This is a genomic window from Novosphingobium ovatum (assembly GCF_009909235.1).
Classification (GTDB): domain Bacteria; phylum Pseudomonadota; class Alphaproteobacteria; order Sphingomonadales; family Sphingomonadaceae; genus Novosphingobium; species Novosphingobium ovatum.
Genome location: NZ_JAAAPO010000001.1, coordinates 81,625 through 107,831, shown reverse-complemented (window position 1 = coordinate 107,831; position 26,207 = coordinate 81,625). Strand labels below are relative to the sequence as shown.

Annotated in this window: 23 protein-coding genes; 10 read left to right on the top strand and 13 right to left on the bottom strand. The window is 65.0% G+C overall.

All coding sequences use genetic code 11. From position 1 onward, the window contains the following. Positions 1 to 27 precede the first annotated feature (27 nt). Both GTZ99_RS00445 and GTZ99_RS00440 read left to right on the top strand, forming a co-directional pair. Entirely contained in the window at positions 28 to 924 is an 897-nt protein-coding gene (locus GTZ99_RS00445; RefSeq protein ID WP_161716327.1) for a hypothetical protein, read from the top strand. Positions 925 to 1,151: 227 nt separating this feature from the next. Next, the gene (locus GTZ99_RS00440) at positions 1,152 to 2,543 is read left to right on the top strand and encodes a sigma-54-dependent transcriptional regulator (protein ID WP_161716326.1); all 1,392 of its coding nucleotides are present in this window, start codon (positions 1,152 to 1,154) and stop codon (positions 2,541 to 2,543) included. A gap of 61 nt (positions 2,544 to 2,604) precedes the next feature. On the opposite strand, the gene GTZ99_RS00435 is transcribed toward GTZ99_RS00440, so the two are convergent. Continuing rightward, positions 2,605 to 3,438, bottom strand: coding sequence for a tetratricopeptide repeat protein (locus GTZ99_RS00435; protein WP_161716325.1), 834 nt, complete (start codon positions 3,436 to 3,438; stop codon positions 2,605 to 2,607). A 276-nt stretch (positions 3,439 to 3,714) separates the two neighbouring features. On the opposite strand from GTZ99_RS00435, the gene GTZ99_RS00430 reads away from it, so the two are divergent. From GTZ99_RS00430 to GTZ99_RS00415, 4 genes are all read left to right on the top strand, one after another. Continuing rightward, entirely contained in the window at positions 3,715 to 5,154 is a 1,440-nt protein-coding gene (locus GTZ99_RS00430) for a methyl-accepting chemotaxis protein (RefSeq protein WP_161716324.1), read from the top strand. A 68-nt stretch (positions 5,155 to 5,222) separates the two neighbouring features. Beyond that, positions 5,223 to 5,639: a winged helix-turn-helix domain-containing protein gene (locus GTZ99_RS00425; protein ID WP_161716323.1), complete on the top strand. Its 417-nt coding sequence runs from the start codon at positions 5,223 to 5,225 to the stop codon at positions 5,637 to 5,639. 184 nt (positions 5,640 to 5,823) lie between these two features. After that, on the top strand, positions 5,824 to 6,948 hold the full coding sequence (locus tag GTZ99_RS00420; RefSeq protein WP_406818575.1) for a DUF47 family protein: 1,125 nt from the start codon (positions 5,824 to 5,826) through the stop codon (positions 6,946 to 6,948). 15 nt (positions 6,949 to 6,963) lie between these two features. Then, on the top strand, positions 6,964 to 7,971 hold the full coding sequence (locus GTZ99_RS00415) for an inorganic phosphate transporter (protein ID WP_161716322.1): 1,008 nt from the start codon (positions 6,964 to 6,966) through the stop codon (positions 7,969 to 7,971). Between the two features lie 80 nt (positions 7,972 to 8,051). Here the strand turns inward: GTZ99_RS00415 and GTZ99_RS00410 are convergent, their stop codons facing one another. From GTZ99_RS00410 to GTZ99_RS00395, 4 genes are all read right to left on the bottom strand, one after another. Beyond that, on the bottom strand, positions 8,052 to 9,347 hold the full coding sequence (locus tag GTZ99_RS00410) for a sugar MFS transporter (RefSeq protein WP_161716321.1): 1,296 nt from the start codon (positions 9,345 to 9,347) through the stop codon (positions 8,052 to 8,054). 223 nt (positions 9,348 to 9,570) lie between these two features. After that, positions 9,571 to 10,665: an LLM class flavin-dependent oxidoreductase gene (locus GTZ99_RS00405; protein WP_161716320.1), complete on the bottom strand. Its 1,095-nt coding sequence runs from the start codon at positions 10,663 to 10,665 to the stop codon at positions 9,571 to 9,573. Between the two features lie 4 nt (positions 10,666 to 10,669). Continuing rightward, positions 10,670 to 11,251 (bottom strand): ureidoglycolate lyase, encoded by a 582-nt coding sequence (locus GTZ99_RS00400; protein WP_161716319.1) that lies wholly within the window; start codon positions 11,249 to 11,251, stop codon positions 10,670 to 10,672. Position 11,252: 1 nt separating this feature from the next. Then, on the bottom strand, positions 11,253 to 11,861 hold the full coding sequence (locus GTZ99_RS00395; protein ID WP_161716318.1) for a cytochrome b: 609 nt from the start codon (positions 11,859 to 11,861) through the stop codon (positions 11,253 to 11,255). A gap of 238 nt (positions 11,862 to 12,099) precedes the next feature. Between GTZ99_RS00395 and GTZ99_RS00390 the strand changes: the two genes are divergently transcribed. Next, positions 12,100 to 13,650: an FAD-binding oxidoreductase gene (locus GTZ99_RS00390; protein ID WP_161716317.1), complete on the top strand. Its 1,551-nt coding sequence runs from the start codon at positions 12,100 to 12,102 to the stop codon at positions 13,648 to 13,650. A 215-nt stretch (positions 13,651 to 13,865) separates the two neighbouring features. Here the strand turns inward: GTZ99_RS00390 and GTZ99_RS00385 are convergent, their stop codons facing one another. Beyond that, positions 13,866 to 14,927, bottom strand: coding sequence for a DUF1838 family protein (locus tag GTZ99_RS00385; protein ID WP_161716316.1), 1,062 nt, complete (start codon positions 14,925 to 14,927; stop codon positions 13,866 to 13,868). A gap of 200 nt (positions 14,928 to 15,127) precedes the next feature. Between GTZ99_RS00385 and GTZ99_RS00380 the strand changes: the two genes are divergently transcribed. Next, positions 15,128 to 16,357, top strand: coding sequence for a class I SAM-dependent methyltransferase (locus tag GTZ99_RS00380; protein ID WP_161716315.1), 1,230 nt, complete (start codon positions 15,128 to 15,130; stop codon positions 16,355 to 16,357). 15 nt (positions 16,358 to 16,372) lie between these two features. Continuing rightward, complete coding sequence (locus GTZ99_RS00375; protein ID WP_161716314.1) at positions 16,373 to 16,735, top strand: hypothetical protein; 363 nt, start codon at positions 16,373 to 16,375, stop codon at positions 16,733 to 16,735. Between the two features lie 171 nt (positions 16,736 to 16,906). Here the strand turns inward: GTZ99_RS00375 and GTZ99_RS00370 are convergent, their stop codons facing one another. From GTZ99_RS00370 to GTZ99_RS00340, 7 genes are all read right to left on the bottom strand, one after another. Next, the gene (locus GTZ99_RS00370; RefSeq protein WP_161716313.1) at positions 16,907 to 17,842 is read right to left on the bottom strand and encodes an alpha/beta hydrolase family protein; all 936 of its coding nucleotides are present in this window, start codon (positions 17,840 to 17,842) and stop codon (positions 16,907 to 16,909) included. A gap of 214 nt (positions 17,843 to 18,056) precedes the next feature. Then, positions 18,057 to 20,222, bottom strand: a complete 2,166-nt coding sequence (locus GTZ99_RS00365; protein ID WP_161716312.1) for a TonB-dependent receptor — start codon at positions 20,220 to 20,222, stop codon at positions 18,057 to 18,059. A 182-nt stretch (positions 20,223 to 20,404) separates the two neighbouring features. Beyond that, on the bottom strand, positions 20,405 to 21,169 hold the full coding sequence (locus tag GTZ99_RS00360) for an SDR family NAD(P)-dependent oxidoreductase (RefSeq protein WP_161716311.1): 765 nt from the start codon (positions 21,167 to 21,169) through the stop codon (positions 20,405 to 20,407). Beyond that, positions 21,166 to 22,566, bottom strand: coding sequence for an MFS transporter (locus GTZ99_RS00355; RefSeq protein ID WP_161716310.1), 1,401 nt, complete (start codon positions 22,564 to 22,566; stop codon positions 21,166 to 21,168). The genes GTZ99_RS00360 and GTZ99_RS00355 overlap by 4 nt, the downstream gene beginning before the upstream one ends. 118 nt (positions 22,567 to 22,684) lie before the next feature. Further along, the gene (locus GTZ99_RS00350) at positions 22,685 to 23,197 is read right to left on the bottom strand and encodes a VOC family protein (RefSeq protein ID WP_161716309.1); all 513 of its coding nucleotides are present in this window, start codon (positions 23,195 to 23,197) and stop codon (positions 22,685 to 22,687) included. After that, on the bottom strand, positions 23,197 to 23,916 hold the full coding sequence (locus GTZ99_RS00345) for a hypothetical protein (protein ID WP_161716308.1): 720 nt from the start codon (positions 23,914 to 23,916) through the stop codon (positions 23,197 to 23,199). The genes GTZ99_RS00350 and GTZ99_RS00345 overlap by 1 nt, the downstream gene beginning before the upstream one ends. Next, positions 23,913 to 24,740 carry an alpha/beta fold hydrolase gene (locus tag GTZ99_RS00340; RefSeq protein WP_161716307.1) on the bottom strand — a complete coding sequence of 276 codons (828 nt, stop codon included), beginning with the start codon at positions 24,738 to 24,740 and terminating at the stop codon, positions 23,913 to 23,915. Before GTZ99_RS00340 ends, GTZ99_RS00345 begins: the two co-directional genes overlap by 4 nt. 187 nt (positions 24,741 to 24,927) lie before the next feature. On the opposite strand from GTZ99_RS00340, the gene GTZ99_RS00335 reads away from it, so the two are divergent. After that, positions 24,928 to 26,178, top strand: a complete 1,251-nt coding sequence (locus GTZ99_RS00335) for an MFS transporter (protein WP_161716306.1) — start codon at positions 24,928 to 24,930, stop codon at positions 26,176 to 26,178. The last annotated feature ends 29 nt before the right edge of the window (positions 26,179 to 26,207 follow it).

Below are 26,207 nucleotides of genomic sequence, written 5' to 3'. Positions count from 1 at the left end.
TAGACAAAGGTGCGACAGGTAACACAGATGGATCGGCCACCAGCGATATGGCTGCTTTCCGACGGGCGCAGCGGCAGTACGTGGCTGGCGCAGGTGATGAATCACGCCTGCCAATTCCATGTCGAGCATGAACCGATCCACGCCCGGCTAAACCCGCGTCTGACCAGTCTGCCGCTGTATCCGCTGCCGTCCGAACGGGCGGTGCGCACCCATTACATCCCGCTGTTTCAAGACATCCGTGCCGGGGCCTATCGCACCCACCGTTTCCCCACCGAGCCAGAGGCCGATGCCAGCCACGGGCTGATCATCCGCGACATCTTTGGCCTGATGGTGGCGCCCGAAATGCTGGCCGCACTGGACTGGTTGCACCCGGTCGTGGCCGCCCGCCACCCGGCCGATGTCGCCCGGTCCAAAATGGCGCTGGCCGATTGGAAATGGTTCACCGACATCGAATCCTTTCGCGCCGACACCGCGCTGATCACCGCGCTGCCCGATCTGGATACGGTGATCGACGAAACCGTCACCGGCCCGCTGGGTTCGCCGGGCAATGGCGTGCGCGATGACGCGGCCACCACCTATTCCATCGCGTTCCGGCGGCTGGTGCTGGAATGGATCGCGGGCCACGCGTGGTTTTTCGCGCGGGTGGACCGCAACACGGTGCCGGTGATCCGCTATCCCGCGCCACAGGACCGGCTGGCACGGCAAATGGGCGATATCCTGCGCATCGCCACGCCCGATGCCGATACCACCGCGCCCAGCTTTGCTGCGGCCTATCAGCGCCGCTCGGCCACGGACCGGCCGCCGGATGAACGCTCGCTGCTGCGGCGGCTGATGGACGGGCGGCGCCCCGCCCCAACACCCGCCGACCTGGCATGGACCGAGGCGATGATTGACCGTTTCGGTTTGCGTTGGCTGGTGTCCTGAACAGTCGCGCCCTTTTTCGGGCAATGCAACCCGGCACGTCCAAAGTCATTGCAAACTGCAAAGACCGCCATTAAATCGTTGTTATACAACGCAAACACAGCCTTAACCTTAAGGTTTGGGTAAAGCTTCATCGTCTTATTCGTAGGTTCACGTATCCACCGGCGTTCGGTGCAGGCCCTTCCCCCCTGCCGGCCTGCGCGTGCGCCCAACGATGATGAGGATTTTCCATGCCCGGCAAGACCGTATTGATTGTGGGCAACCTCTCTGCCCGGGCCGAGATATATGCCGCCCATCTGGAGCGCGCCGGCCATGTCATCTGCCACATCGCCTCTGGCGCGCAGGCGTTGGCGCGTCTGAGCGAAGGCGCGCAATTTGGCGCGGTGCTGTGGGGCATGAGGCTGGCCGATGGCGATGGGCTGGCGCTGCTGCGCGCGCATCCCGACCTGCTGCGCCGCCAGCGGGTGATCGTGGCAGTGCCCGCCGATGCCGCCGCCCGTGGCGCCGAAGCCATGCGTTTGGGCGCGTTTGACTTTCTGATCAAACCGATGGCCGCCAAACGGCTGATCACCTTGGTCGAGGCGGCCATTCAGGCAGGTCCCGCACCGCTCGACAACACCCTGCCCGCCTATGCCCTGCCGGCGATGTCGCTGGGCCAGTCGCCCGCGATGGTCGCGCTGCGCCGCCAGCTTGCCAATGTCGCCGCCAGCCGCGCAGGTGTGCTGATCACCGGCGAGGCAGGCAGCGGCAAAGAGCATTGCGCCAGCGAGATCCACCACGCCAGCGGGCGCGGCGACCGGCCTTTTGTGGCCGTGCATTGCGCCAGTCAGCCCGAGGCGCAACTGGACGCCGAACTGTTTGGCCACACCAGCGGCCACGGCATCGAGCGCCCCGGCGCGATCCAGAACGCGCATCTGGGCACGCTGTTCCTGAACGAGGTGTGTGACCTGCCGCCCAATCTGCAACTGCGCCTGCTGCGCTTTTTGCAGACCTATACGGTGGATCAGCCTTCGGCGTTGCGCACGATTGATGTGGATGTGCGGGTGCTGTGCTCAACCAGCCGCGATCCGGCGCAAATGGTCGCGCAGGGGCGGTTGCGCGCCGATCTGCTGGAACGGCTGGATGTGATCCGGCTGGCAATGCCCCCCTTGCGTCAGCGGCGCGAGGACGCCGCGATGCTGGCACAAACCTTTCTGGACCGTTTCGCAGCCGAGGAAGGCAAGCGTTTCGCGCCGCTGGGCCCACAGCATATCGCCGCGATCGAGGGCTATGACTGGCCGGGCAATCTGCGCGAATTGCGCAGCGTGCTGCGCCGGGCGGTGTTGATGCATGCGGGCGGGGAACTGCCGCTGCGCTGCCTGCCCGCGCGGCATGCCGAACGGCCCGATGGCGCGGCAGGCATGGGCGTTACAGGCATGGGCGGCGAGCCTTGCGGCGATCCAGAACGGCTGGCGCGCGCCATGGCCGGCATGACGCTGGACGAAATCGAGCGCATCGCCATCGAGGCCGCCATCGAGACCGCCGGTGGCAGCCTGCCCGCCGCCGCGCGCGCTCTGGGGGTCAGCCCCTCGACGCTGTACCGCAAACGCGACCGCTGGATCAATGAGGCGCTGACCGGATAAACAAAACCCCGCGACAGGTGATGCTGGCGCGGGGTTTGCTGTTTGTGGTCAGACCGGCCTTTTACCAGCCGCCATCATCGCCACCGCCGCTAGAATCATCCCAGCCGCCGCCATCGCTGATGCCGAAATCCGAACCACCCATATCGCTGTTATAGCTGGACGGATCAGGCGTGGCGGCATGGGCCGTGCCCGTAGCGCCGCTTTCGCCATGGCCGAACATGCCGTCGATGATACGCTCACCAGCGGCAAAGCCCACGCCCGCCGCCGCGCCCGTGGCCAGACCGCCCATGATGCTGGAGCCAAACCCGCCGCCCTGTTGGCCAAAGCCGCCCTGACCATAACCGCCCTGGCCATAGCCGGGCTGGCCGAAACCGCCTTGGCCCATGCCCTGACCGCCCATCGGCGCGGGCATCGCGTTGGACGAACGGCGGCGCAACAGTGCCAGCACGCCAAAGATGGCCGCGCCGATCACTATCGCCCAGATCCACGACGTGCTCTTCTTCTGCTCGGCCGGAGCGGGGGCCTGCGTGGTCGAGCCGGCGGGCGCCACAGCGCCACCCATGCCCAACTGCGCCTTGAGCGCGGCCACCGCCGCCGGCTTTACAAAGGGCAGGCCCGGCTTCAGGCTCTCGGCCTTGGCCAGTTCGGTGCGCGCGCCGGCCTTGTCACCCTTTTTGGCCAGCAATTCGGCCTGCACGAAATGGGCCTTGGCGCTGTCGGGATGCTCCTTGAGCACGCCCGCCATCATCTCCAGCGCCTTGTCCACCTGACCGGATTGCGCCGCGCTCGACACTTCGGCCAGCGTGGCGCTGGCGGCCGAGGCGGCAGAAGGAACCATCAGGGCCGACAGCGCCAGCGCGGCAGGGGCCAGCAACCACAGGCGAGACTTGGACATCGTGATACTCCATGCGAGAATTCGCGTGGAGGAGTTGGGGAACAGGCGGCCAAATTCAAGAGCCGCGGCCCGGGAATGCGACGAAGTGTTGCGATGCCCCGCCTGCGCAAAGCTACGCAGGCGCAAGATCAACGGACAGCAACCAAGTTCGCTTTACAAAGACAACGCACAAGGTTGGCTGGCTATTCCGTCCCCCAACAACAAACACCCGCAAAAGGTAGCTCCATGACGAACCCCTCTCATTCGGCTGGAACCCCTCATGGTGCTTTGGCACCCGTGACCGAAGCAAACTATGCGCGCTTTCCCAAGGTGCGTACAGCCGTCGCCAAATACGCCCCCGGCGCGCTGAACGAACTCTATGCCCGGATCGCGCGCGACCCGATCACCTCCAAGATGCTGCCGACGCAAGAAGCGCGTGAACATGCCGCGTCCAAGCAGTTGCGCCATTGGGACATCATGTTCTCCAGCCGGTTTGATCAGGCATCGCTGGACCGGTCGGAAAAAATCGGCCGAATTCATGCTGATATCGGCCTGACACCGGATTATTACATCAGCGGCTATGCCCTGATGCTCGAAGAGGTGATCGTCAACATGTGCTCGGGCACGCTGGGCGGCAAGGCGCGGGGCGAAACCATCGCCGCCATGGTCAAGGCCGCGTTGCACGACATGGCCGCCGCGCTCAACGCCTATTTCAAGGCCGAGGAAGCCTCGCGCGTGAAGGTGATCAACGAGTTGAACACCGGCCTATCGATGATGGCCGAAGGCGACTTGCGCTATAACCTCAAGGACTTGCCAGAGTCCTATGCGCAGACGGCCAAGGACTTCCACAATATGCGGTTTCAGATCAGCAACATGGTGATCCAGATGACCGATTCGGCCGAAAGCGTCGAGGTGGGCGCCCGCGAAATCAGCAGCGCCGCCAATGATCTGGCCAACCGCACCGAATCGCAGGCCGCCGCCATCGCCCGCACCGCCGAAATGATGCGCACCGTATCGGACGGCATCGCCACCACCGCCAACAGCGCCAAACAGGTCAACGCCAGCGTCTCGCAAGTGTATCAGCACGCCCACGAAGGCGGCCAGATCGTCGAAGCCGCCGTGGGAGCGATGGACAAGATCAAGCATTCCTCGGAAGAAATCGCCAGCATCACCGATGTGATCGAGGCCATCGCGTTCCAAACCAACCTGCTGGCGCTGAACGCCGGCGTCGAGGCGGCCCGCGCCGGGGACGCGGGCAAGGGCTTTGCCGTGGTCGCATCCGAAGTGCGCGCCCTGGCCCATCGCACCACCGAATCGGCCAAGACGATCAAGGACCTGATCACCAAATCCAGCGAAGACGTGCGCGAAGGCGTCGATCTGGTGGGCCAGACCGGCGAATCGCTGGAGCGCATCATCCAGATGATGTCGCAAACCACAGGGCAGGCTCAGGACATCGCCGGCTATGCCGAAACACAGGCCGAAAGCATGCGCTCGCTGACGGCAGAGATCCAGCAGATGGACATCAATACGCAACAAAACGCCGCCATGGTCGAGGAATCGAATGCGGCCGCGCGCGGGCTGAAGGATCAAGCCGGCCTGATGGCCCGCATCGTCGGCCAGTTCAAACTGGAACGCCGTGAAAAGCCTCGCACCGGCAGCGCCGCCGACCGGGGCATGCGCCGCGATCCGGCGCAGGTCGAGATGGAAACGCAGTTACGACGCGCCGCCAACTGGTAATTCACCATATGGCCCCGCACCCTAGCCCCGCTTGCCCTGATGGGTATGGCGGGGCTAAACCTTTGTGGATGACCGCCCAACCACCCCGGATCAAGATCACCCTGCGCCTGTATTGCGGCGAAGAAATCGCCATGGGGCCGGGCAAGGCCGACCTGCTGGACGCGATCATCGCCGAAGGCTCGATATCAGCGGCCGGGCGCGCGATGGGCATGAGCTATCGTCGGGCATGGCTGTTGGTGGACGCGATGAACCGCTGTTGGCAGGCCCCACTGGTCAGCGCCAGCCCCGGCACCACCGCGCGCGCCACCCCGGCAGAGCCCCGCCGCGGTGGCGGAGCGCATGTCACGCCCACCGGCCATCAGGTGCTGAACGCCTATCGCGCGATGCAGGCCCATGCCAATGCGGCCGTGGCGGGCCAGGACTGGGCCACTCTATCGGCACTGTTGCGCGATCAGCCGCTGATCCACCAGCCCCCCCGCGATTAAGCGGCGGCGGCCCGGCACCGGCTGCACGAAATCGGCGCAAATCCATGCCGTTTTTTAGGCGAATCCATGCGATAACCGGGCCAAGGGGGATTTTGCCGCCGCCACTCTTGCCAGTATGTAACAAAACTGACATGGCCCGGCGAATTCTGCCCGTTTTACGCCCTTTTCATCTGTGAGTCGCGCCATTCGCCAGATTGCTGCCCTGCCCTATCGCAAGACCGGCCCCGAACTGAACGCACCGATCGAGGTGTTGTTGGTGACATCACGGGGAACCGGGCGATGGGTGTTGCCCAAGGGTAACCGGATGAAAGGCGTGGTCAACCATGCCGCCGCCGAACTGGAGGCGCTGGAAGAAGGCGGCGTGGTGGGCTCGATCTGCCCCGCGCCGCTGGGGTCATACCAATACCGCAAGCAGTTGAATTCGGGCGCGTCCTTGCAGGTTGAGGTGGTGGTCTTCCCCTTGGCCGTGACGCAGGAACTGGACAGCTGGAAAGAGGAGGCACAGCGCACCCGCCGCTGGTTCTCGTTGCGTGAGGCTGCCGAAAATGTTGCCGAACCGGGCCTGCGCGATCTGATGCGCGGTTTCAGCCCGGCCGATTTTACCGCCGCCGCGTCCGGCTTGCCCCTGCCCGGCGGCTTTCGTTCTGTGAGGGAAGGTTTCAGAATGTTCCACTGGTTTCAGGCCTTGCTGCCCCGTCAGGGTCAGTTTTTCGACCTGTTCGAGGCCCATGCCCAGACCGTGACGGCGGGCGGTGACGCCCTTTCGCGCCTGTTCCAGGGCGGCGCTGGCATGGCCCAGCACGTCAAGGAAATCGTCGAGCGCGAGGAAGAGGCCGACACCATCACCCGCGAAGTGCTGGTGAGCGTGCGCAAGACCTTCCTGACGCCGTTTGACCGTGGCGCGATCATCAGCCTGATCGGCGCGATGGATGATGCCATCGACCAGATGCAGCAGACCGCCGGCGCCATCGACCTGTATGACGTGCGCGAATTCACGCAGGAAATGCGCGACATGACCGCGATCATCGTCGACGCCAGCCGCCTGATCGCCGAAGCGCTGCCGATGCTGCGCGACATCCACGGCAACGCTGCCCGCCTGCACGAGTTGACCGAGCGTCTGGTGCGCATGGAAGGCCAGGCCGACGACATCCACGCCAAGGGCCTGAAGAACGCGTTCAAGCAGTTCGGCAAGACCGACACGATGCGTTTCATCGTCGAGCGCGAGATCTACAGCCACCTGGAAAAGGTGGTCGACAAGTTCGAGGATGTCGCCAACGAGATCGACGGCCTCGTCATCGATCACGCCTGATAGGGGGCTGCCCTCATGGAACATGTGATCGTGGCGATGCCGCTGATCGTGGCGCTGGTGGTGCTTGCGCTGCTGTTCGATTTCATCAACGGGCTGCATGACGCGGCCAATTCGATTGCGACGGTCGTCTCGACCAAGCTGCTCTCGCCGGTGCAGGCGGTGATTTTCGCCGCCTTTTTCAACTTTGCCGCCTATTGGTTTTTCGGCCTGAAGGTCGCCGAAACCGTGGGCAAGGGCATGGTGAACAAGGACATCATCACCCCGCACGTCATCTTTGGCGCGCTGGTGGGGGCCATGGCGTGGAACGTGTTCACCTGGCTGCGCGGCATCCCCTCGTCCTCCAGCCACGCGCTGGTCGGCGGTCTGGTGGGCGCAGGCATTGCGCGCGGTGGTCTGGACGCGGTGGTCTGGGGCGGCGTCAGCAAAACCGCCAGCTTCATCGTGCTGGCCCCGCTGATTGGCATGGCGGCCTCGATGCTGCTGATGCTGCTGTCCTCGTGGCTGTTCGTCAAGGCGTCGGCCCGCGCGGCCGAGCGGTCATTCAAGGCGCTGCATCTGGCATCGGCTGCGGCCTATTCGCTGGGCCACGGCGCCAATGACGCGCAAAAGACGATGGGGATCATCACCGTCCTGCTCTATTCGCAGGGCATGCTGGGCGGTGAATTCCACGTGCCGGGCTGGGTGGTGCTGTCCTGCTATGTCGCGATGGGTCTGGGCACGCTGTCGGGCGGCTGGAAGATCATCGAGACGATGGGCAACAAGATCACCAAGCTGTCGCACCATCAGGGCTTTGCCGCCAGCATGGGCGGATCGATCATGCTGTTCGGCGCCAGCGCGATGGGCATTCCGGTGTCGACCACCCACACCATCACCGGCTCCATCATGGGCGTGGGCGCGGCCAAGCGTACCAGTGCGGTGCGGTGGAGCGTGGCAGGGCGTCTGGTGGTGGCATGGGTCATCACCATTCCGGCGGCGGCGGCCGTGGGTGCGGCGTTCTATTATATCGCCACGCTGATCGGCTGATCCCCCGTTTACCGGGCAAGCAAAAGGCCGGCAGGGCGCAAACCCTGCCGGCCTTTTTGTGTGGCCCTGATCGGCCGCGATCAGGTGTTGACCGGCCGCCGCGCATACAGGCCAAAGCCCGCAATCACCGCATAGCACAGCGCCGGCAGACCCAGCGCCAGCGACAGCGAGGTGCTGTCAGCCAGCGCGCCCACCAGCGGCGGGACAATCGCACCGCCCACGATGGCGACGTTGATGATGCCCGAACCATCGGCCGCCTTGGCGCCCAGCCCTTCGCAGGCAAGGCTGAAGATCGTCGGGAACATGATCGAGTTCATCAGGCCAATCGCCAGCAGCGTATAGGCCGCCAGATGCCCGCCCGAATTGGCCGAAATCGCGATCAGCGCCACAGCCCCCAGCGCGTTGCACGCCAGCAGCTTGCCCGGATGGATCACCCGCATCAGCGCCGAACCGGCAAAACGGCCCAGCATCGCGCCCAGCCAATAGACAAAGATCAGCTTGCCCGCGCCCGCTTCGTCCAGCGCCAACACATGGGGCTGACGCAGATAGTTGACGATCATCGAGCCTACGGCAACTTCGGCCCCGACATAGACAAAGATGCACAGCGCGCCAAAGGCAAAGCGCGGACGCGACAGCAGCGCAAAGCCGTCAAACAGCCCGCCCTGCGTGTGCTTTTCGCCCTGCAGGCGGTTGCGGTTGAACCACACCACCAGCGCCACCAGACCCAGCGCCAGCGCCAGACCGATATAGGTGCGCACCACCGTCGAGGTTTCGGCCACGCGATAGGCGTCCAGCTCCGGACCCGACAGCTTGGCCGGATCGACATGCGCCAGCCCGCCCAGAATCAGCGCCGAGCCAACGATGGGAAAGATCACCGTGCCCAGGCTGTTGAACGCCTGCGCAAAGGTCAGGCGGCTATGCGCGGTCTTGACCGGACCCAGCAGCGAAATCAGCGGATTGGTCACCACCTGCACGATCACCACGCCCGAGGCCAGCACGAACAGCGCGAACAGGAACACCGGGAAAGCCGCGCTTTGCGAGGCCGGGATGAACATCAGACAGCCGCCCACCATGAGTAACAGGCCGATGACCGCGCCGCGCATATAGCCGACCTTTTTGACCAGCGCCGCGCCCGGCAGGCCAATGATCGCATAGGCGGCGAAAAAGGCGGTGTTGACGAACATCGCCTGCATGTAATTCAGCGTGAACAGCTCTTTCAGCTTGGGAATGATCACGTCATTCAGGCTGGTGATCCCGCCAAAGGTAAAGAACAGCGCCATCACGAAAAGGCGCAGTTCCGGGGCATCGATATGGGTGCCCTCCTCTTCGATGGTGCTTGGATCGGTGCTGCTCGACAGGTCGGGCGCCAGCGCCATAGGTCGTCTCCCATATAGTGGCAGTTACATTCGGCCTGTTTTGCGGCCTGATGCCCCGCGTTAACAGAGCGCGTCCACGCGGTCATGCCATCCAGACTGACAACGCTGACACATGCCCGCAGGAATAGCTATTCACCCTGTGACGTCAAGCCCGCCCACCCATAGCCAAAGGGCGGCGCAAGGCCTCTGCCCCGCGCCGCCCCTGTGGTACTGGCCGCAATGGTCAGGCGGGCACAGCCTGCGCGGCGGCCTGCCCCCGGTCATAATCGGCCACCCGCGCGCGGATCAACGGGAACAGGTCGCGCCCGATGGTCTTGACGTCCTCGATCGGGTCAAACCCGCGCAGGATGAAGGCCGACACGCCCGCCTTGTAATAATCCATGATCGCATCGGCCAGCGTGTCCGGGCTGCCGACCAGCGCGCCCGAATTGCTCTGCCCGCCGCGCAACTGATTGATGCCGTTCCAGAAACACTTTTCCAGCCGGTCGCCGCGCGCGGCAATGTCGGCGGTGCGCTTGAACCCGTCGGCTTTGTTGGCGACGACATTGGCGTCCAGCTTGCCCATGTTGGCCATCACCTGATCCCGGATCGCATCGGCCCGCGCCCATGCGGCCTCGTCCGTCTCGGCAATGACGATGCGGATCGACATCAGGAAACGCGGGCTTCGGCCATGGGGCGCTGCGGCGGCGCGCACCTTGGCCACCACCTCGCTCATGCCCTCGACCGTGTCGGACAGGGTGGCAAACACGTCACAGCATTCCCCCGCCGTCTCCAGCGCGGCCGGGCTCATGCCGCCGAAATAGACCGGGATCTGCGGGTTCACCGGCTTTACCGCGCAAAAGCCGCCGGTGAACTTGAACCACGTGTCGTCATGGTCAATCGGCGCGGTGCTGGTCCACATCTGGCGCAGCACGCGGATATATTCGCGCGCGCGGTCATAACGCGCCACCTTGGTCTGATAGTCGCCATCGGCCTGCGTTTCCTCGTCGCTGGCGGCGGTGATGATGTGCACGCCCGCGCGCCCCGGCATCAGGTTGTCCAGCGTCGCCAGCATGCGCGCGGCCATCGTCGGCGGGATGAAACCGGGGCGATGCGCCAGCATCACGCCCAACCGCTGGGTATGCGCCGCGACATAGCCCGCCGTGGTGAAATTGTCGGGCATCGTCGCGGCATTGGCGATCAGCACCCGGTCATAGCCATAGGCCTCGTGCAGTTTGGCCATCTTGGCGATGCCGTCGGGGTCAAAGGTGGTGAAGGGCAGCGGGCTGATCTCGCTGGAGATATTGTGGTTGAGCAGGCCGTTCAGTTCTACCGGCATGGGGTCACTCCGATGGCTGTGAGAGGTTGGCGGGCAGGTCCACCCGGATCAGGCGGCCGGTGCGCGCGGCGATGTCTTTCTTGTCCAGATCGGGGCCATGGGCCTCCTCGGTCGCGGGGTCTTTGGCCCGCAGATCCGCCCCTGTCTGGCGCGACAGGATGACGATCAGATCGGTGTCGGGCTGCAACGCAAAGGGAAACTCGTGCCAAGTGCCGATATGCATCTGGAACCCCGCGCTGCCATTAAACAGAAAGGCCCGCGCCGCCGACAGATCGGGCAGATCGCCTTCGCCGGGCGGGGCCATCACCGCGACAAATGGCTTTCCCCCCAGCGGGATGAAGGCCTGCGTATGCTGGAAATGGCGCTCCATATAGCGGACCTCCAAAGGGCGCGGGTCCATCGCGGCCAATGTGATATCCACCGCGCTTTCGCTGACAAAGGGCGCAGGGACCGACACCCGCACCGCCCCGCGATAGTAATCGATGGGGATCTCGGGCGCACCCGATGCCCGGCCAATGATCGTGCCAAACGGCGCCAGCGCATCGGCGCAAGCGGGCGTCAGCGGCAGGATCAGCGCATCGGCCATGTCAGCCCCGCCACATCCGGCCAATCAGCCCATCGCGCAGCACGAATTGGTGCATCAGCGCCCCCGCGATATGCAGCGCCAGCGCGCAACCGCCGATGATCAGCGCCCAGCGGTGGATCGCGCCGAAAAAGCCGTATTTGAACAAGGTGTGCGCGTTCCATGGCACCGGTGGCACAATATGCGGGATCATGCCGCCGGGCCCAAAACCGTCATGGCCAAAGAACCAGATCGGCGGCGCGGGATAGCCCCCGCCCGACCCCAGCGAGGACAGCGCCGCCCAGCCCGACAGCGGCACGATCAGCATCCCCAGATAAAGCAGCCCCTGCAAGCCGCTGGCCAGCCGCGCCTGTGCCGGGCTGGTGCCATCGGGCGCGGGCGGGGCGGTGTTGCGCATCCGCAGCGTCAGTCGCCACAGCACCGCCGCCAGCAGCAACAACCCCAGCGTGTGGTGGATCTGACTGGACAGCAGATGTTTGGCCGCGCCCTGCGGCGTCTTGTCGGCATAGGTCCAGCCCATGATGAAACCCACCGGCACCTCGACCGCAATAGCCGCCGCCATCGTCCAGTGCAGCACCTTCTGCACCCCGCTCCATCCTGCTGCCTGCCCCATGCCTGTTCTCCCGCCCCCGGCCAAATGACCACCGGTGTCCGCACCCCGATCCTGCCAAGCGCGCGCGGCTTGCCTGCGGCCGTATGGCGATTGGCCGCAGCGCGGATAGTTCCCCATCGTGCGTCCGTTCAATGCGCCCCTTGCCTAAACCGGGCCAACTGGGACACATCGACAGGCGGGCATCGCGTGCCACCTTTCGGACACGCGCCCACATCCAACCAGACGAGACGAGAGCCCCATGACGGACACCGCAACCCTGAAGCAGCAGTTGGCAGCCGCCTTGCCCACTGGCAGCCTGACCGATGCCGCCGACCGGCTGGCCTATATGGCCAATGACGTTTACCGCACAGGCGGCGTGCCGCTGGCGGTGGCGCGCCCGGGCAGCGTGGCCGAATTGCAGGCGGTCGTGGCGCTGTGCAACGATGCGGGCGTGGCGATGGTGCCGCGCGGCGGCGGCGCGTCCTATACCGATGGCTATTTGTATGGACCGGGCGGCCATGTGCTGATCGACACCGGCGCGCTGACCGCGATGGAGATCGACGAGGAAAACGCGGTTGTCACCGTTGAGGCGGGCGTAACGTGGAAAGCGCTGAAGGAAGCGCTGGACGCGCGCGGGTTGCGCACGCCGTTCTGGGGGCCGTTTTCGGGCATTGCGGCGACGATTGGCGGCTCGGTCAGCCAGAACTCGGTCAGCCATGGCACCGCCGCCCACGGCATCTCGGCGCAAAGCGTGTTGAGCATTGATGTCGTGCTGGCCAATGGTGAACTGCTGTCCACCGACATGGCCACCGGCATGCGCCATTATGGTCCGGACATGGCCGCGCTGTTTACCGGCGATTGCGGCACGCTGGGGGTCAAGGCGCGCATCCGCCTGCCCCTGCTGCGCGCGATGCAGCATGCCGAAACGCTCTCCTTTGCCTTTGACGATTTTGCCCAATGCCATGCCGGTGTGCGTCAAGCGCAATTGGCGCGGCTGGATGATTCGCACTTTGGTCTGGATCTGGCGCTCTCGCAGGGGCAGATCGGCCGCAACGAGGGCATGGGCGCGCGGTTGAAGATCGCCGCTGCCATCTTCAAGAAGTCGCCATCCAAGATCCGCGCGATCAAGCAATTGCTGAAGATGGCGATTGCGGGCGAAAACCCGATGCGGTCGGGCGCCTATATGTGCCACTTCATCGTCGAAGGCTTTGACCCAGCGGACGCCCAGCACCGCGCCGCCCGCCTGCGCGCGATCATGGAACCCTATGGCCGCGAGATCGCCAATTCGATCCCCGAATTCGTCCGCTCGATGCCGTTTGCGCCGCTGGCCAATATCCTTGGCCCCAATGGCGAACGCTGGGTGCCGATCCATGGCGTGCTGGCGCACCGCAATGTGGTGCCCTTCCACAACGCCTATATGGCGCTGCTGGCCACGCGCAAGGCCGACATGGAACGGCTGGGCGTGTGGACCGGCACGATGTTCTCGCCCGTTGGCTCCAGCGGGTTCCTGTACGAGATCGCCCTGTATTGGCCGGACGCGCGCACGCCCTATCACCTGGAAACGCTGGGTCCGGACTGGATCGCCAGCCTCAAGGACTATCCCGCCAATGCGGAGGCCAAGGCCTATGCCAACGAACTGAAGGAAGCGGTCGTCGCGCTGATGCAGGAATATGGCTCGGGCCATTTCCAGCTGGGCCGCGCCTATCCCTATCAGCCGCGTTTGCAGGCGCAGGCCAGCAACCTGATCCACAAGATCAAGGCCGAGCTGGACCCCAAGGGGCTGATGAACCCCGGCGCGCTGGGCTTCTGATCGCGGCATAAAGCCAAAGGCACAAGGCCGGGCCAAAGGGCTGGGCCAAAAGGCCGGGGAGGTAACGCCCTTCCCGGCCTTTTTGCTGCGCGGCATTCGGGCGTCATCCGCGCGGGCGCCAAACGCGCCTCCCCAAACGCAAACGACCGGCCCCAGATATGCGGGACCGGTCGGGCGCGTTGGTCAGGTGACCAATCGGTTTAAAGCGCTGAGCCTTACGGCTTGGAGTTCAGCGGCGGACGGGGCGGGAACGGCCCCTTGGGCGCGGGCGGCTGCGGCACCGACCAACCGTTCGGGATCGGCGAGGGCTTTTGCTCGCGCGAGTAGTTTTCGAGGCTGGAGAGCGACGGGCCGTAGTCGGTTTCGGGCGCGTGCAGCCACTTTTCGTCCATGGCGCGGGCGGCGGCCACCAAATCGGCGGGCAAACCGGCAATGCCATTGGGAATGGTCGAGAAGTGGGTGAAATAGCTCATGTGGCCGGGCGCCTGACCCATCATCATCCACGGCAGCCACGGCGTGATGCGGCTCCACGAACCGGTGTGGGGGATATGCGTCAGGTTGGGGTTCTCGACGTCGGCCTTCTTGACCACATAGATGAACTGTTCCGACACGCGGTTCATCCAGCCCGAGCTTTCGCGCGGCCACACATCCGGGCGCAGCGCGTTGGGATAGATCATGTCGATGCCGGTGTTCAGGATCATCGTGCCTTCCGGGCCCCACTGCCAGTCCTGCAGGAAGGGCTTGGGCTCGCGCTTGACCACCTGCATGCCGCCATAGGAGGGCGGTTCGGGCACGAATTCGCTGATGGTAAAGTTGAACGGATCGTTGGCGATGGGCACGACCTTGACTCGCTCACCGGTGTACGGGTTGGTCCATTCCTTCAGGATCTCGTTGGTTTCCAGATCGCGATAGAACACGACCTCACGCAACAGGCGGCGCCAGCTGCCATCGGGCAGGCGGTTGATGCGCACAAAGGAGAAGCCTTCGACGTTCATCAGCGGGCGCACCGCCTCGTTGTCGCGCACGCCAAAGATCTTGCCACGGATCCAGCCGCATTTTTCCTTGCCGGGCTCGACGTCGGCGTCCAGGCGGGCATAGGTGTCGCGGGTCCACTTGGGGTCCTTGAAGTCGATCTTGGTGACAAAATCGATCTTCTTCTTGCGGCCCGTCGAGGCGGCCTGCGCGGTGGCGGGCGTCAATGCGGCGCCGGCCGCAGCGGTGGCGGCCACGCCGGCCAGACCGAACGCATCGCGCCGGGTCATCTTTGTGTCGTCCATGAAAGGCACTCCCTCTTGGAAATTTGCCCCAGGTCAATGGGGGGATCGGCTGGGCGTGTTCTCTTCCCTATCGGTGTCGGCGTACAGGGACCATGCGATTTGCTGTCCACCTGACGGATAACCCATCGGGGCAGTCCTTGCTCTTGGCGCTGACAATACACATCTGACAGACACGCGCCGTTTCACCAGGGAGTCGCCCGATGCTCAACACATTCCAGCAAGCGAGCCACCCAATGCTGCCTTCTGCCACCGCTGACGAGGCGGCGCGGCAAGAGTTTGCAAAAAGCTTCAAGGGGTTCATTCAGAGCACCCTGTTGCCGGGTCTCACCCCCATCTATAACACCCGCGTCGCCAAGGCGTTCGAAAAGGAACACAAGCGCACGCCGCAGAACCGCGCCGACATCCGCAAGGGCATGATCAAGGATGCCTATTTCCAGCATTATGCGGCCAACAACCGCATCGCGCAGGAATTGCTGTGGGAATCGGTCAACGTCTCGGTCGACCGCGAACTGCCCGAACTGATCGAGCGCGCCAAGGAACTGTCGGCCAAGTCCAAGGCCGAACTGCGCATCTCGCCCGATTTCGTGCCGCCCCGTTATGTCACGGCGGTCGACATCCACTGCATGCCCGGCGGCTATTGCAGCGAAGTGACGCGGGACGATGTGGCCGTGGGCGCGCTGTATGATCGCGGCGTGTTCCTGTATTCGATGGGCTATACCGGCCCCAACAACGACGACATGGGCCGCAGCGTGTGCAATTACCTGCGCCGCCACACCCCCGACTTCAAGCCCAAGCGCATTCTGGACATGGGCTGCACGGTGGGTCACTCGACCCTGCCGTACAAGGAATACTTCCCCGACGCCGAGGTGTGGGGCATCGACGTGGGCGCGCCCTGCGTGCGTTACGCCCATGCCCGCGCCGCCGGCATGGGTCTGGACGTCAACTTTGCCGCCATGAACGCCGAGGAAACCACCTTTGAGGACGGTTACTTCGATCTGGTCGTCAGCCACATCCTGCTGCACGAAACCAGCGGCAAGGCCATGCCCCGCGTGTTCGCCGAAGCGCACCGCGTGCTGGCCCCCGGCGGTCTGATGATCCACGCCGACTTGCCCCCGTTCGACCTGATGGACCCGTTCACCCAGTTCATTCTGGACAACGAGACCTGGTACAACAACGAGCCGTTCTGGGGCGCGATGCGTGATCTGGACCAGATCGCTCTGGCCGAGAAGGTCGGTTTTGAGCGGTCGGCGGTGCGCTTTGACACCGCGCCCATGGCGGTCATGGAATTTGCCGCACAGGCCGAAGGCTACAGCCAGAGCGCGGCCGAGGACGTGGCCGAGCGTGACTTTACCGCCGGTGAATTCGCGCCGGGCGGCGGCTGGGAAGTGCTGATCGCGCAAAAAAGCGCAGCCATGGCCGATGCGGCCTGACGGGGGATTACAGGAATGACCGATACCACCACTCGCCCCCACGTCATCAAGGACGCCAAGGGCAAGCGCCCCCAGTTCTATGACGCGCCCGGCATGGACACCGCCATGTCGATGATCATGGTGCTGGCCAGCGAATTGTCGACCCTGCGCGACCGTCTGGACAGCGCCGAGCGCGTGGCCAAGGCCAGCGGCATGGATCTGGCCGCCGGCATCGAGGCGCTGGAACTGGATCAGGCCGCGCTGGAAGAGCGTGAGGCCCGCCGTCAGAACTTCCTTGAGCGCCTGTTCTATCTGGCCCGCAAGGAAGCGCAGGAAGCCTCTGACGCCGAAACCACCGAGGGCTTCAACCAGATGATCGACGAGATCGCCGAAGGCTGACGCCCTGCTTCCATGGCCGCCATGCCTCCCTGCGGCGGCCACACAGACCCGGCCCCTGTCACGGGGGCCGGGTTTTTGTTTACCCGTCCCCCGGTGACCGCTTGCCCACACAGTGCGCCCACAAAAAAGGGGCGCCGCAGCACCCCTTTTCGCACCATTCGGACAGGCCGGTTACTTGGTCATCAACCGCACCGGCAGCGCATCGCTCACCGCCGCGTCCAGCGCCACACGGGCGCGCAGGGCGGCGGCACTGCGCAGCTTGTGGCCATAGGCCTTGAGGAACAGATGCGTGATGCGGTTGGCATCCGCCATGCGCGCCGGGACGGGCGGTCCGGGCTGGGTGAAATCACAAATCATCCCGCCAAAATAATGGTTCACCCCTTCCAGCACCAAACCATAGCGGTGCCCGCCCGGCGGCGCCGCGTCATAGCCGTCCAGATGGCTGCGCCATGCGTCGGGGGTGGCGCCGGTGATGCCCGGCACAATGTCGGTGGTGCCCGTTTGCACCAGCGCGGGCACGGCGATCTTGCCATAGCCTTCCCTGGTGATCAGCACAGGGATAGCGGCGGGCGGCGAGAAGGCGACCACCGCCAGCGCCTTGCCATCGGTGAACGGGCCGGTCAGGCCTTCGGGCCGCTGTGCCTCGGCCCCGCCCAGCACCAGCGCCGTCATCCCGCCATAGGAATGGCCCATCGCCACATAGGGCGCATGGCCGATATGGTCCTGCAACGCGCGGAAATCCTCCACCCGCGCCTTCCATGTGGTCAGGCCGGGGAATTTCTTGGTGTCGGGGTGTTCGCGCGAATCGACATGCAGCGGCCCCAGCACCCGCCATCCCGCCTGGACCAGCGGTAGAATGATCGGATCGTAATATTTGGGCGCCGATCCCGCGCCATGGCTGAACAGGATGATCCCCACCGGACGCCCACGCGGCACCCATTCGGTGATCTCGACCTGACGCCCCCCATCGGCGGTGATGAAAAATCGGCGCGGCTGGTTTACCGGCGCGGCGCTTGCCTGACCGCTCCACACGCCGCCCAGCACCGGCACAGCGGCCAGCGCCCCCAGCAAGGCACGGCGATCAGTGGCAAGGATGTCGTCAGTCATGGGGGCGCTCCTGTGGCGAAATACCACCGGCAAGTCTAACCCCGGCCAAGCCCCCGCGCCACGCCCCGCGCCAATCATCCGCCCATCAGATAGTCGCCGGCCATGACGGGCGGCCAAACGGCGAACGGGCCGGCCTCCGTGGCAAAAGGGGTGCCACGGCGACCGGCCCGCTGCAGGTTCGAAGGTGATCCCCCACGAACCGACGCTGGCAGTCTTAGAACTTGTAGCCCAGCGACACGCGCCAGGTGGCCGGATCGGCCATAAAGCGCGGCGCCACCACGCTGAAGGCAAAGCCGGTGGTCCAATAGGTCTGATCGGTCAGGTTCTTGCCCGAAACGCGCAGCGCCCAGCGGCCATAGTCATAGCCGACATAACCATTGAGGATATCGGTGCGCGGCACATGGCCGATCCACAGATTGTCGGGCGTGGCATAGTAATCGGCGCGGATCGAATAGTTCAGACCCGCCACGAAATTGCCCGGACCAAACGGGGCCACCAGATCACCGCCAAAGGTGTACTGGAACTTGGGCACGCTGGTCATCTGGTTGCCGACATAGCTGCCCGCGGCTGCCGACGTCTCGGCCGAACGCTTGTACTTGGCCTCGTTGAAGGCGGCATTGCCCCACAGCGTCAGGGCCGGGAACGGCTTGACGCTGGCCTCGATCTCGACACCCTTGTGCAGACCGGCATAGTTCTGCGTCAGGAAATTGCCCAGATTATCGACCGTCTGCTGTTGCAGGCGGGCATAATCGTTGATGAAGGCCGACACGTTCAGACGCGCCTTGTGGTCAAAGAATTCGGACTTGAAGCCGATTTCATAGGCCTTGACGTTCTGCGGGCCATAGGGGGTGGACAGCGCGGTCAGCGTGGTGGCCAGACCGTTGTAACCGCCCGCCTTGAAGCCTTCGGAATAGGAGGCATAAAGGAAGACATCGCGCGACAACTGATAATCCACGCCCACCTTGGGCAGGAAATTGCGCCAGGTATCGCGGCGATTGACCGGCGAGGCGCCCATCATCGCGTTGAAGGTCTTCTTGTCCTCGGTCCAGCGGCCACCGGCCGTAACCGTCAGGCCCGCCACCGGGTGCAGGCTGACCTGACCAAAGGCGGCATAGCTGTCGGTGGTGATCGCGTAATTGGTGGTCGAGGGGCCAAAGAAGATCGTCGAATAGACGTCCTGCGTGCCCTTTTCGTTAAAGTAATACAGGCCCGCCACATAGGTCAGCAGACCATCGGCCACACTGCCCTTGAGCTGCAATTCCTGCGTAAAGCTGCTGTCGCCCATATAGCTGGTGCGGTCAAACAGCGCCATGTAACCGGGCGCGGTGATGCCCAGCGCCGCCCACGGCACGCCGCCCGAGAATTCCTCGCGCCAGGCGTCATCCAGATGCGACCACGAGGTGATCGAGGTCAGCTTGGTGTTCGGGCCCAGATCGGCTTCGAGGTTGAGGTTCAGGCCATATTGCGTCGAATTGGTGAAGGACGGCGAGGGGCTGAGCACCGTGCGGTACGAACCGCTGGTCGGCGGCGCGGCCAGATAATTGCTGCCGGTGTAGAACGGGCTGATCGCCACGGCATACTGGCCATCGCTGGAATAGTGCGAGTAGAAGCCCTTAGCCTTGGCCTTGAAGCCCTCGGTCACATAGACCAGCTGGCCTTCGAAACCGGTGAAGTTTTCCGCGCCCACCGCCTTTTGCAACGTGGCGTTGTACTGGCGTCCGCCATCACGTTCGCGGTGCATGGCCGAAAAGCCCGCGCGCAGCTTGCCATCCTGCGTCACCGGACCGCTGGCGTTGCCCTTCAGGCTGAATTCGCCCCAGGTGCCCACGGCCGCCTCGGTCGACAGGCGGAAGGTGGCGCCCGGCTCACGGGTGATGATCTTCAACGCGCCCGCCGCGCTGTTGCGGCCATACAGCGTGCCCTGCGGCCCGCGCAGCACCTCGATACGCTCGATATCGATGGCTTCGATAAAGCTGGCGGCGGTGCGCGGCTGATACACATCGTCGATGTAGATGCCGACATCGGGTTCCGAGGTGATCAGCGACCCGTCCGTCACGCTGCCGCCACGGATATAGGGCGAGATCCCCGCCGAACCACCAGTCACCTGCGTGAACTTGACGTTGGGGGCGACCTGCCCCAGATCCTTGACGTTGGTGATCTGCAGGCGCTTGACCTCCTCGGCGCCCAGCGCGGTGACCGACACTGGCGTCTTCTGGATCGAGGAGGCCGAACGGGTGGCGGTGACGACGATGTCGCTCAGACCGCTGCCAGTATCAGCCGCCGGGGCCGTTTCGGCCAGCGCGGGCATGGCCATCGCGCTGAGCGCTGCGCCGCCCAGCAGCGCCACGGCCAGACGGCCGCGTGCGGGATTCAGTCTCATGGTGTACTCCCCGTTATGTTGCATTGCACTATGATGACAGACTGCCTCAGCGCCCGCCGCGCGCCACGTGTGGGGATGGTGTTATTCGCCCTGCGATCACTTATTTTTATATGTTATACCAAATGGACATAAGTGCAACGGATGGCAACTTTACCATGCCGCATTCATCCATGCGCGTTACTTTAACTGCCGGGCAACGTCCCGCAATCCACCGGCAAAGCCACCCCCGTGATCGCGCGTGACGCCGGATCGGCCAGCATCAGCACCGCATGGGCAATGTCGCCCGCGCTGGCCAGCCGGCCCATCGCGGCATAGGACGCCATCATGCCCAGCATGTCCGCCTCGGCCTGACCTTCGCGCAGATTGCCCATCAGCATGGGGGTGGGCACCGCGCCCGGCAGAACGGCGTTGACGGTGATGCCATCAGGCCCGGCCGCCCGCGCGGCGACGCGGGTGGTCATCAGCACCGCCGCCTTGGACGCGCAATAGGCGCCCGCCTGCGCCATGGCGGTGATGGCCATGCCGGACGCGACATTGACAATCGCCCCCTGCCCGGCCCCGCGCATGGCCAGAATGCCATGCTTGCACCCCAAAAACGTGCCATCGGCATTCACCGCCATATGCTGCCGCCACAGGTCCAGCGGCATGTCGGTAAACGGCACATTGGGGACAAAGATCCCGGCGTTGTTGACCAGCACATCCAGCCGCCCGGCCTGAGCCACAACGGCCGCAATGGCGGCCTGCCACTGCGCCTCGTCGGTGACATCCAGCGTCAAACCCACCGCCCCGCCGCCCAGTTCGCCTGCCAGCGCATCGGCGGCCGCGCCATCCAGATCGGCGGCAAACACCCGCGCGCCCTGTGCGGCAAAATCAGCACAGATCGCCCGGCCCAACCCGCCGCATGCACCCGTCACCAGCACCGAGTGCCCGGCAAACCGGCCGCTCATTCGGCCGCTGCCTGCGCGGTGCTGGCCACGCCAAACTGGGTGAATTCAGGCAGGCGATAACGGCTGAACACCACCAGCGCCAGCAACTGCCCCGCCGCCGGGATCAGGCTGTAGAGCAGCACGATGCCATGGATCGCGCTGGGCGACTGCTGGATCGCGCCCTCGGTCGAGGAGACAAAGCCGAAGGCGCTCATCACCAGACCGGCAATCACCGGCCCCATGGCAAAGGCCAGCTTTTCCATGGCGGAATACAGACCCGCGAACACGCCCTCGTTCGCCGATCCGGTCGAGCGGCGCTGATAATCCACCGTGTCGGTCATCATCGAAAGCGCCAGCAGGATGAAGCCGCCATTGACCATGCCGATCACCGCCGCGCGCGCCAGCACCAGCACATGCTGCGTGGCCAGCGCAAAACCGCCCGGCAGCGTGACCAGCACATCATCGCCCGGCTTGACCCAGAACCACGTCACCGTGATCGCCGCCCATACCAGCGAGGCCCCGACATAGGCGCGCGGCTTGCCGATCTTTTGCGGCAGCCACAGCCACAGCGGCTGCGCCAGCAGGGCAAAGGTGGACATCGTCAGGATGAACGGCAGGATCAGCCAGATCGCGTCAATCGCATACAGGAACATGAAGCTGATGACGGTGTACGAACTGGCCTGCGCCACGTTCGAGATGATCGTCGTCGAGAGCAGCGTCATATAGGGCTTGTTCGCGCGCACCGGCTGCAACTGCTTCCACAGGCCGCCGGGGACGGACCCCGCGCTGATCAATTGCACCTGCCGCATGCCGCTGGCCGTGATCAGCATCGAGCCAAGGCATACCGCCCCCAGCACCAGCGCCATGCCGTGCCAGCCGCTGGCTCCGCCGCCGAAATGGGCGATCAGCAATTGCGGCGCGCCCACCCCCAGCAACACGCCAAAGGTGGCAAAGAACATGCGCAGCACCATGATCCGGTTGCGCTGATGCGAGTCATGCGACAGTTCCGCCGCGATCGCCAGATAGGGCACCGAATAGATGCTGAAGGCCGTGGACGCGACAAAGAACAGCGCGCAAGTGGCCGCCGCCGCCACCCAATAGCTGGGATAATTGGTCATCATGAACAGCGCGACAAAGCCCAGCGAGGTGCCCAGCGCGCCTCCGATGAGGAAGGGCGTGCGCCCGAACAGCGGCTTTACCCGGTCCGACCACGCGCCCACCAGCGGATCGCAGACGATCAGCCACAGCTTGGGCACCAGCACCACCAGCCCCGCCAGCCACGCCGGAACCCCCAGCATGGTGGTCATGAACAGCGGCAACAGCACCGCGGGCGTATCGCGAAACACCTGTGCGCCCATCTGCCCCACGCCATAGCGCAGCACGATGTTCAACGGGACGGCATCGTCTTTGTGGCTCATGTCCTGTTCCTGTCCGGACCGGTTTTGCGACCCCCGGTCATGGGGTTGATGCTGGCGCAAGCGGGCCGCGATAGGCAAGCCCCCTTCGCAACTGCGGCATACGTTTGGATAATCGGGCTCACGCCCCCTCCTGCCCGGTCAGGTGCTGTTCGGCCGGGTCGGTTTCGACCAGGTTGATCAACACGCCATCGGGATCGCGCAGGCAGACCTCGGCCTGTGCGCGGTGGGCCATCACGAACAATTGCGGCGCGGGCGACCATGTGGCCCCCGCCGCCCGCAATGCGGCCAATGTGGCGGCCATGTCGGTGATGTAGAAAATCAGCGCCACCTCTCCCACGCGCGCCGGGCCGGTGGCGGGCGGCACAACATCGGGCGTCAATGCCGGATCGATCAGGAACAGCCCGATCATCCCGTAATTGGCGGCATGGGCGGCGGGTTTGACGATGCGCACGCTCAACGGGCCATGATCGGCAAAGCCCAATATCTGGCTGGCCGAGGGGTCATGCAGCGTCCCTTGATAATAGACGCTGTCAAACCCCAGCGCGGCATAGAACGCGGCCGAGCGATCCAGATCGCGCACGAACAAGGTCGCCCGGATCAGTGAGGAGACGCGGGGGGAAGGCTCAGCCATCAGCCATGCTCCTGCACTTGCGCCAGTTCGAACCACGCGGGCGTCAGCGCCCAGCGCATCAGCAGGAACACGCCATCGCTGGCCCGCACCCACAGATCGGCGGCGGGCCAGTCCGCCCGCCAGCGCAGGGCATAGCGCCGCGCGGCAAAGGTCCCTGCCGCCACCGTCACCAGCTCTGCCCCGACATAGGCGGCATCGATGGTGATCGCCTGCGCGCCCACCGCCTCGTCGCCATTGGGCGAGACGGAATTGGTGATCGCGGCAATCGGGCGGTATTCCCCCGGCGCGTCAACCCCGCGTTGCTGTACGATCAGCGCGTCCCCCATCAGCGGGTGCAGCCCCAGATAGGGCAGCGGGCCAGTGGTGGCGATCTCCTGCACCGGGGCTTCGCCCGAAGGGCCATGGGCATGCACGCGCACCGCATCAGCGCCCACATGAAACGTCATCACGCCGGGGTCCGCCGCGCGCAGCAACCGGCAATGGCCGTCCACCGGCCGCCATTGCCCGTCCATGGCAATCGTCACATCGCGGATCAGGCCCACGTCATCCATCACGCATAGCGCGCGCAACAGATGGCCGCCCGCACCGCCCGCGCCCCAATGGCACAGGTCGAACCATTCGCGCCCCGTTTCACCCCCATCTGCATCGCGATAGGCGATGCGCCCGCGCGTGATGCGGATCGGGAAAGCCTGCGTCTGGGAGGCCTCGCCTGCGCTCACCCCTGCGCGACCTTGCGGACGAAATCGACGATATGGCCGGCCCATGCGTCGGGCGCCTGATCGCAGATGTCGATCCCGCCACCCTCCACTGCGGCAAAGGCGAAATGCGGGAACATCTTGGCCGCCGTTTCGGCCCACGGGTGGGTCATGTCGCCGGTGTTGCTCAACAGCATGGTCGGCACCTTGATATCGCCCAAAGGCCCGGTGTGTTCATAGGCAAAGGCCGCCGCATGACCATAGGCATAGGCACCCATGCGGTACGCCTGCATCGCCTGCACCACGTAATCGGTGATGCGGTCGGGGCTGATTGTGCCCTCGGCATAGAATTCGCGGATCTTGGCCACGTTGACCAGATGCGCGCCCTCGGGCTCGGCGCGGAAGGCGCGTTCGCGGGTGCAGATCTCGGCGGTCCAGTGGGCGCGTTCCTCGTCCGACAGGATCATCGGCCCGTGGATCACCAGCGCCTCGACGCGTTCGGGATGGGCCAGCGCAAACTCGGTCGAGACCAGCGCGCCGGTGTGATGGCCAACCAGCGCCGTGCGCCCGATCCCCAGCGCGTCCAGCACCGGCGCGATGCAGGTGGCGTAATCCTCGATCGCGGGCTGTGTGGCAGGCGCGTCCGACAGGCCAAAGCCGGGCATGTCGATGGCGATGGGGCGCAACCCGCCCGCAATCAGCGGCGCAAAGACATAGTCAAACTGACCACTGGCCATGATCGCCTGATGCATCAGCACCACCGGGCGCGCATCGGGGGCGCACTGATCGGCCGGGGCGTACTGATAATGGATCTGGCCAAAGCGGCCATCGGCATAGGCGCGACGCATGCTGCAATGTCTCCCCAAGGCGGTAGGCCCGCCTGTATGCCCGCAACGATGGCATGACCGGGCAGGGTATATCCATAGGGCGGGCATTTTATCCGCCCAGCGGAGCGCGGGGGAGCCGCGCGTTGCGCCTTGCGCGGCATGGGCCACCACTGGCAGCTTGATCCGCATCCATCCCTATGGGGGGCCAATGACCACGCCTATGCCTGACACGATCACCCCGCCCCTCAGCGCAAAGGACGAATTCCGGCGGGGATGGGGCATCATCGCGGCCTCGGTGCTGGGAATCGGGCTGGGTCAGGCGGCGATGCCGACCTATTCGATGGGCCTGTTCGCGCCGCATCTGGCCAGCCAGTTCGGCTGGGGCGTGGGCCAGATCATGACCTGCATGACGATCATCATGCTGGTCACGCTGGTGGCGGGCCCCATGTCAGGCGCGCTGGCCGAACGCATCGGCGCGCGGCGCGTGGTGCTCTGGGCCATTCCGCTGTGGGGCGCGGGCTTTTGCACGCTGGCGCTGTCAGACGGATCGCTGACGCGCTATTACGTGACATGGGCGCTGATCGCGCTGGTGGGGTCGGCCACGCTGCCGATCACCTTTACCCGCGGCGTCAACCGCGCCTTTGACAAGGCCAAGGGGCTGGCGCTGGGCCTGTCGATGACGGGCACGGGGCTGTTCGGCATCTTTGGCAAACCGTTTGTGGCGGTGATGATCGCCAAATACGGCTGGCAGACCAGCTTTGTCGCGCTGGGCCTGTTGCCGATCGCGCTGGCCTGGCCGGCGGCCTGGTTCCTCTACCGCGAGGATGACACCGGATCGCACGGGGCCGAACACGCCCCGGCCGAACGCCCCGGCCTGACGCTGGCCGAGGCGCTGCGCGACTATCGGTTCTGGCTGATGGCGCTGGCGCTGGTGCCGGTGTCCTTTGCGCTGGGCGGGCCGGTGCCCAACATGGAACTGATCCTGAAAGACGGCGGGTTGACCCCGGTGCAGGTGATGGCGATCGCCCCGCTGATGGGGCTGGCCTCGATGACGGGGCGGCTGGTGGGCGGCTTCCTGCTGGACCGCATCTGGGCGCCGGCGGTGGCCTTTGTCGTGCTCTCGCTGCCGGCGATCTCGTTCCTGTATTTCGCCAGCGGCGCGCTGAGCCCCGGCATGGCGGCGGCGGCGGTGTTCACGCTCTCCTTTGCGCTGGGTATCGAATATGACGCGGTGGCCTTCTTTGTCGCGCGCTATTTCGGCCTGCGCCGCTATGGCGGGATCTATGGCCTGCTGTATATCTGCTTTGCGCTGGGCGCGGGCATTTCGCCGATGTTCTTTGGCCGCGATCATGATGCCTTTGGCAATTTCCACCACATCCTGACGCTGTCGGCCTATATTCTGGTGCCCAGCGCGGCGCTGTTCCTGCTGCTGGGCAAATACCGGCGGTTTGCCGATTGATCCTGAGGGGGAGGCGCCACCCAGGCCCT

Bases quoted from the DNA above. Each gene is read 5' to 3' on its own strand.
- GTZ99_RS00410 (WP_161716321.1), bottom strand. From the start codon at position 9,347: ATGGCGCTGGCGCCCGACCTGTCGAGCAGCACCGATCCAAGCACCATC.
- GTZ99_RS00400 (WP_161716319.1), bottom strand. From the start codon at position 11,251: ATGGCCGATGCGCTGATCCTGCCGCTGACGCCCGCTTGCGCCGATGCG.
- GTZ99_RS00390 (WP_161716317.1), top strand. From the start codon at position 12,100: ATGACGGACACCGCAACCCTGAAGCAGCAGTTGGCAGCCGCCTTGCCC.
- GTZ99_RS00415 (WP_161716322.1), top strand. From the start codon at position 6,964: ATGGAACATGTGATCGTGGCGATGCCGCTGATCGTGGCGCTGGTGGTG.
- GTZ99_RS00335 (WP_161716306.1), top strand. From the start codon at position 24,928: ATGACCACGCCTATGCCTGACACGATCACCCCGCCCCTCAGCGCAAAG.
- GTZ99_RS00370 (WP_161716313.1), bottom strand. From the start codon at position 17,842: ATGACTGACGACATCCTTGCCACTGATCGCCGTGCCTTGCTGGGGGCG.
- GTZ99_RS00380 (WP_161716315.1), top strand. From the start codon at position 15,128: ATGCTCAACACATTCCAGCAAGCGAGCCACCCAATGCTGCCTTCTGCC.
- GTZ99_RS00360 (WP_161716311.1), bottom strand. From the start codon at position 21,169: ATGAGCGGCCGGTTTGCCGGGCACTCGGTGCTGGTGACGGGTGCATGC.
- GTZ99_RS00375 (WP_161716314.1), top strand. From the start codon at position 16,373: ATGACCGATACCACCACTCGCCCCCACGTCATCAAGGACGCCAAGGGC.
- GTZ99_RS00365 (WP_161716312.1), bottom strand. From the start codon at position 20,222: ATGAGACTGAATCCCGCACGCGGCCGTCTGGCCGTGGCGCTGCTGGGC.
- GTZ99_RS00425 (WP_161716323.1), top strand. From the start codon at position 5,223: ATGACCGCCCAACCACCCCGGATCAAGATCACCCTGCGCCTGTATTGC.
- GTZ99_RS00385 (WP_161716316.1), bottom strand. From the start codon at position 14,927: ATGGACGACACAAAGATGACCCGGCGCGATGCGTTCGGTCTGGCCGGC.
- GTZ99_RS00435 (WP_161716325.1), bottom strand. From the start codon at position 3,438: ATGTCCAAGTCTCGCCTGTGGTTGCTGGCCCCTGCCGCGCTGGCGCTG.
- GTZ99_RS00355 (WP_161716310.1), bottom strand. From the start codon at position 22,566: ATGAGCCACAAAGACGATGCCGTCCCGTTGAACATCGTGCTGCGCTAT.
- GTZ99_RS00395 (WP_161716318.1), bottom strand. From the start codon at position 11,861: ATGGGGCAGGCAGCAGGATGGAGCGGGGTGCAGAAGGTGCTGCACTGG.
- GTZ99_RS00440 (WP_161716326.1), top strand. From the start codon at position 1,152: ATGCCCGGCAAGACCGTATTGATTGTGGGCAACCTCTCTGCCCGGGCC.
- GTZ99_RS00445 (WP_161716327.1), top strand. From the start codon at position 28: ATGGATCGGCCACCAGCGATATGGCTGCTTTCCGACGGGCGCAGCGGC.
- GTZ99_RS00340 (WP_161716307.1), bottom strand. From the start codon at position 24,740: ATGCGTCGCGCCTATGCCGATGGCCGCTTTGGCCAGATCCATTATCAG.
- GTZ99_RS00405 (WP_161716320.1), bottom strand. From the start codon at position 10,665: ATGCCGGTAGAACTGAACGGCCTGCTCAACCACAATATCTCCAGCGAG.
- GTZ99_RS00350 (WP_161716309.1), bottom strand. From the start codon at position 23,197: ATGGCTGAGCCTTCCCCCCGCGTCTCCTCACTGATCCGGGCGACCTTG.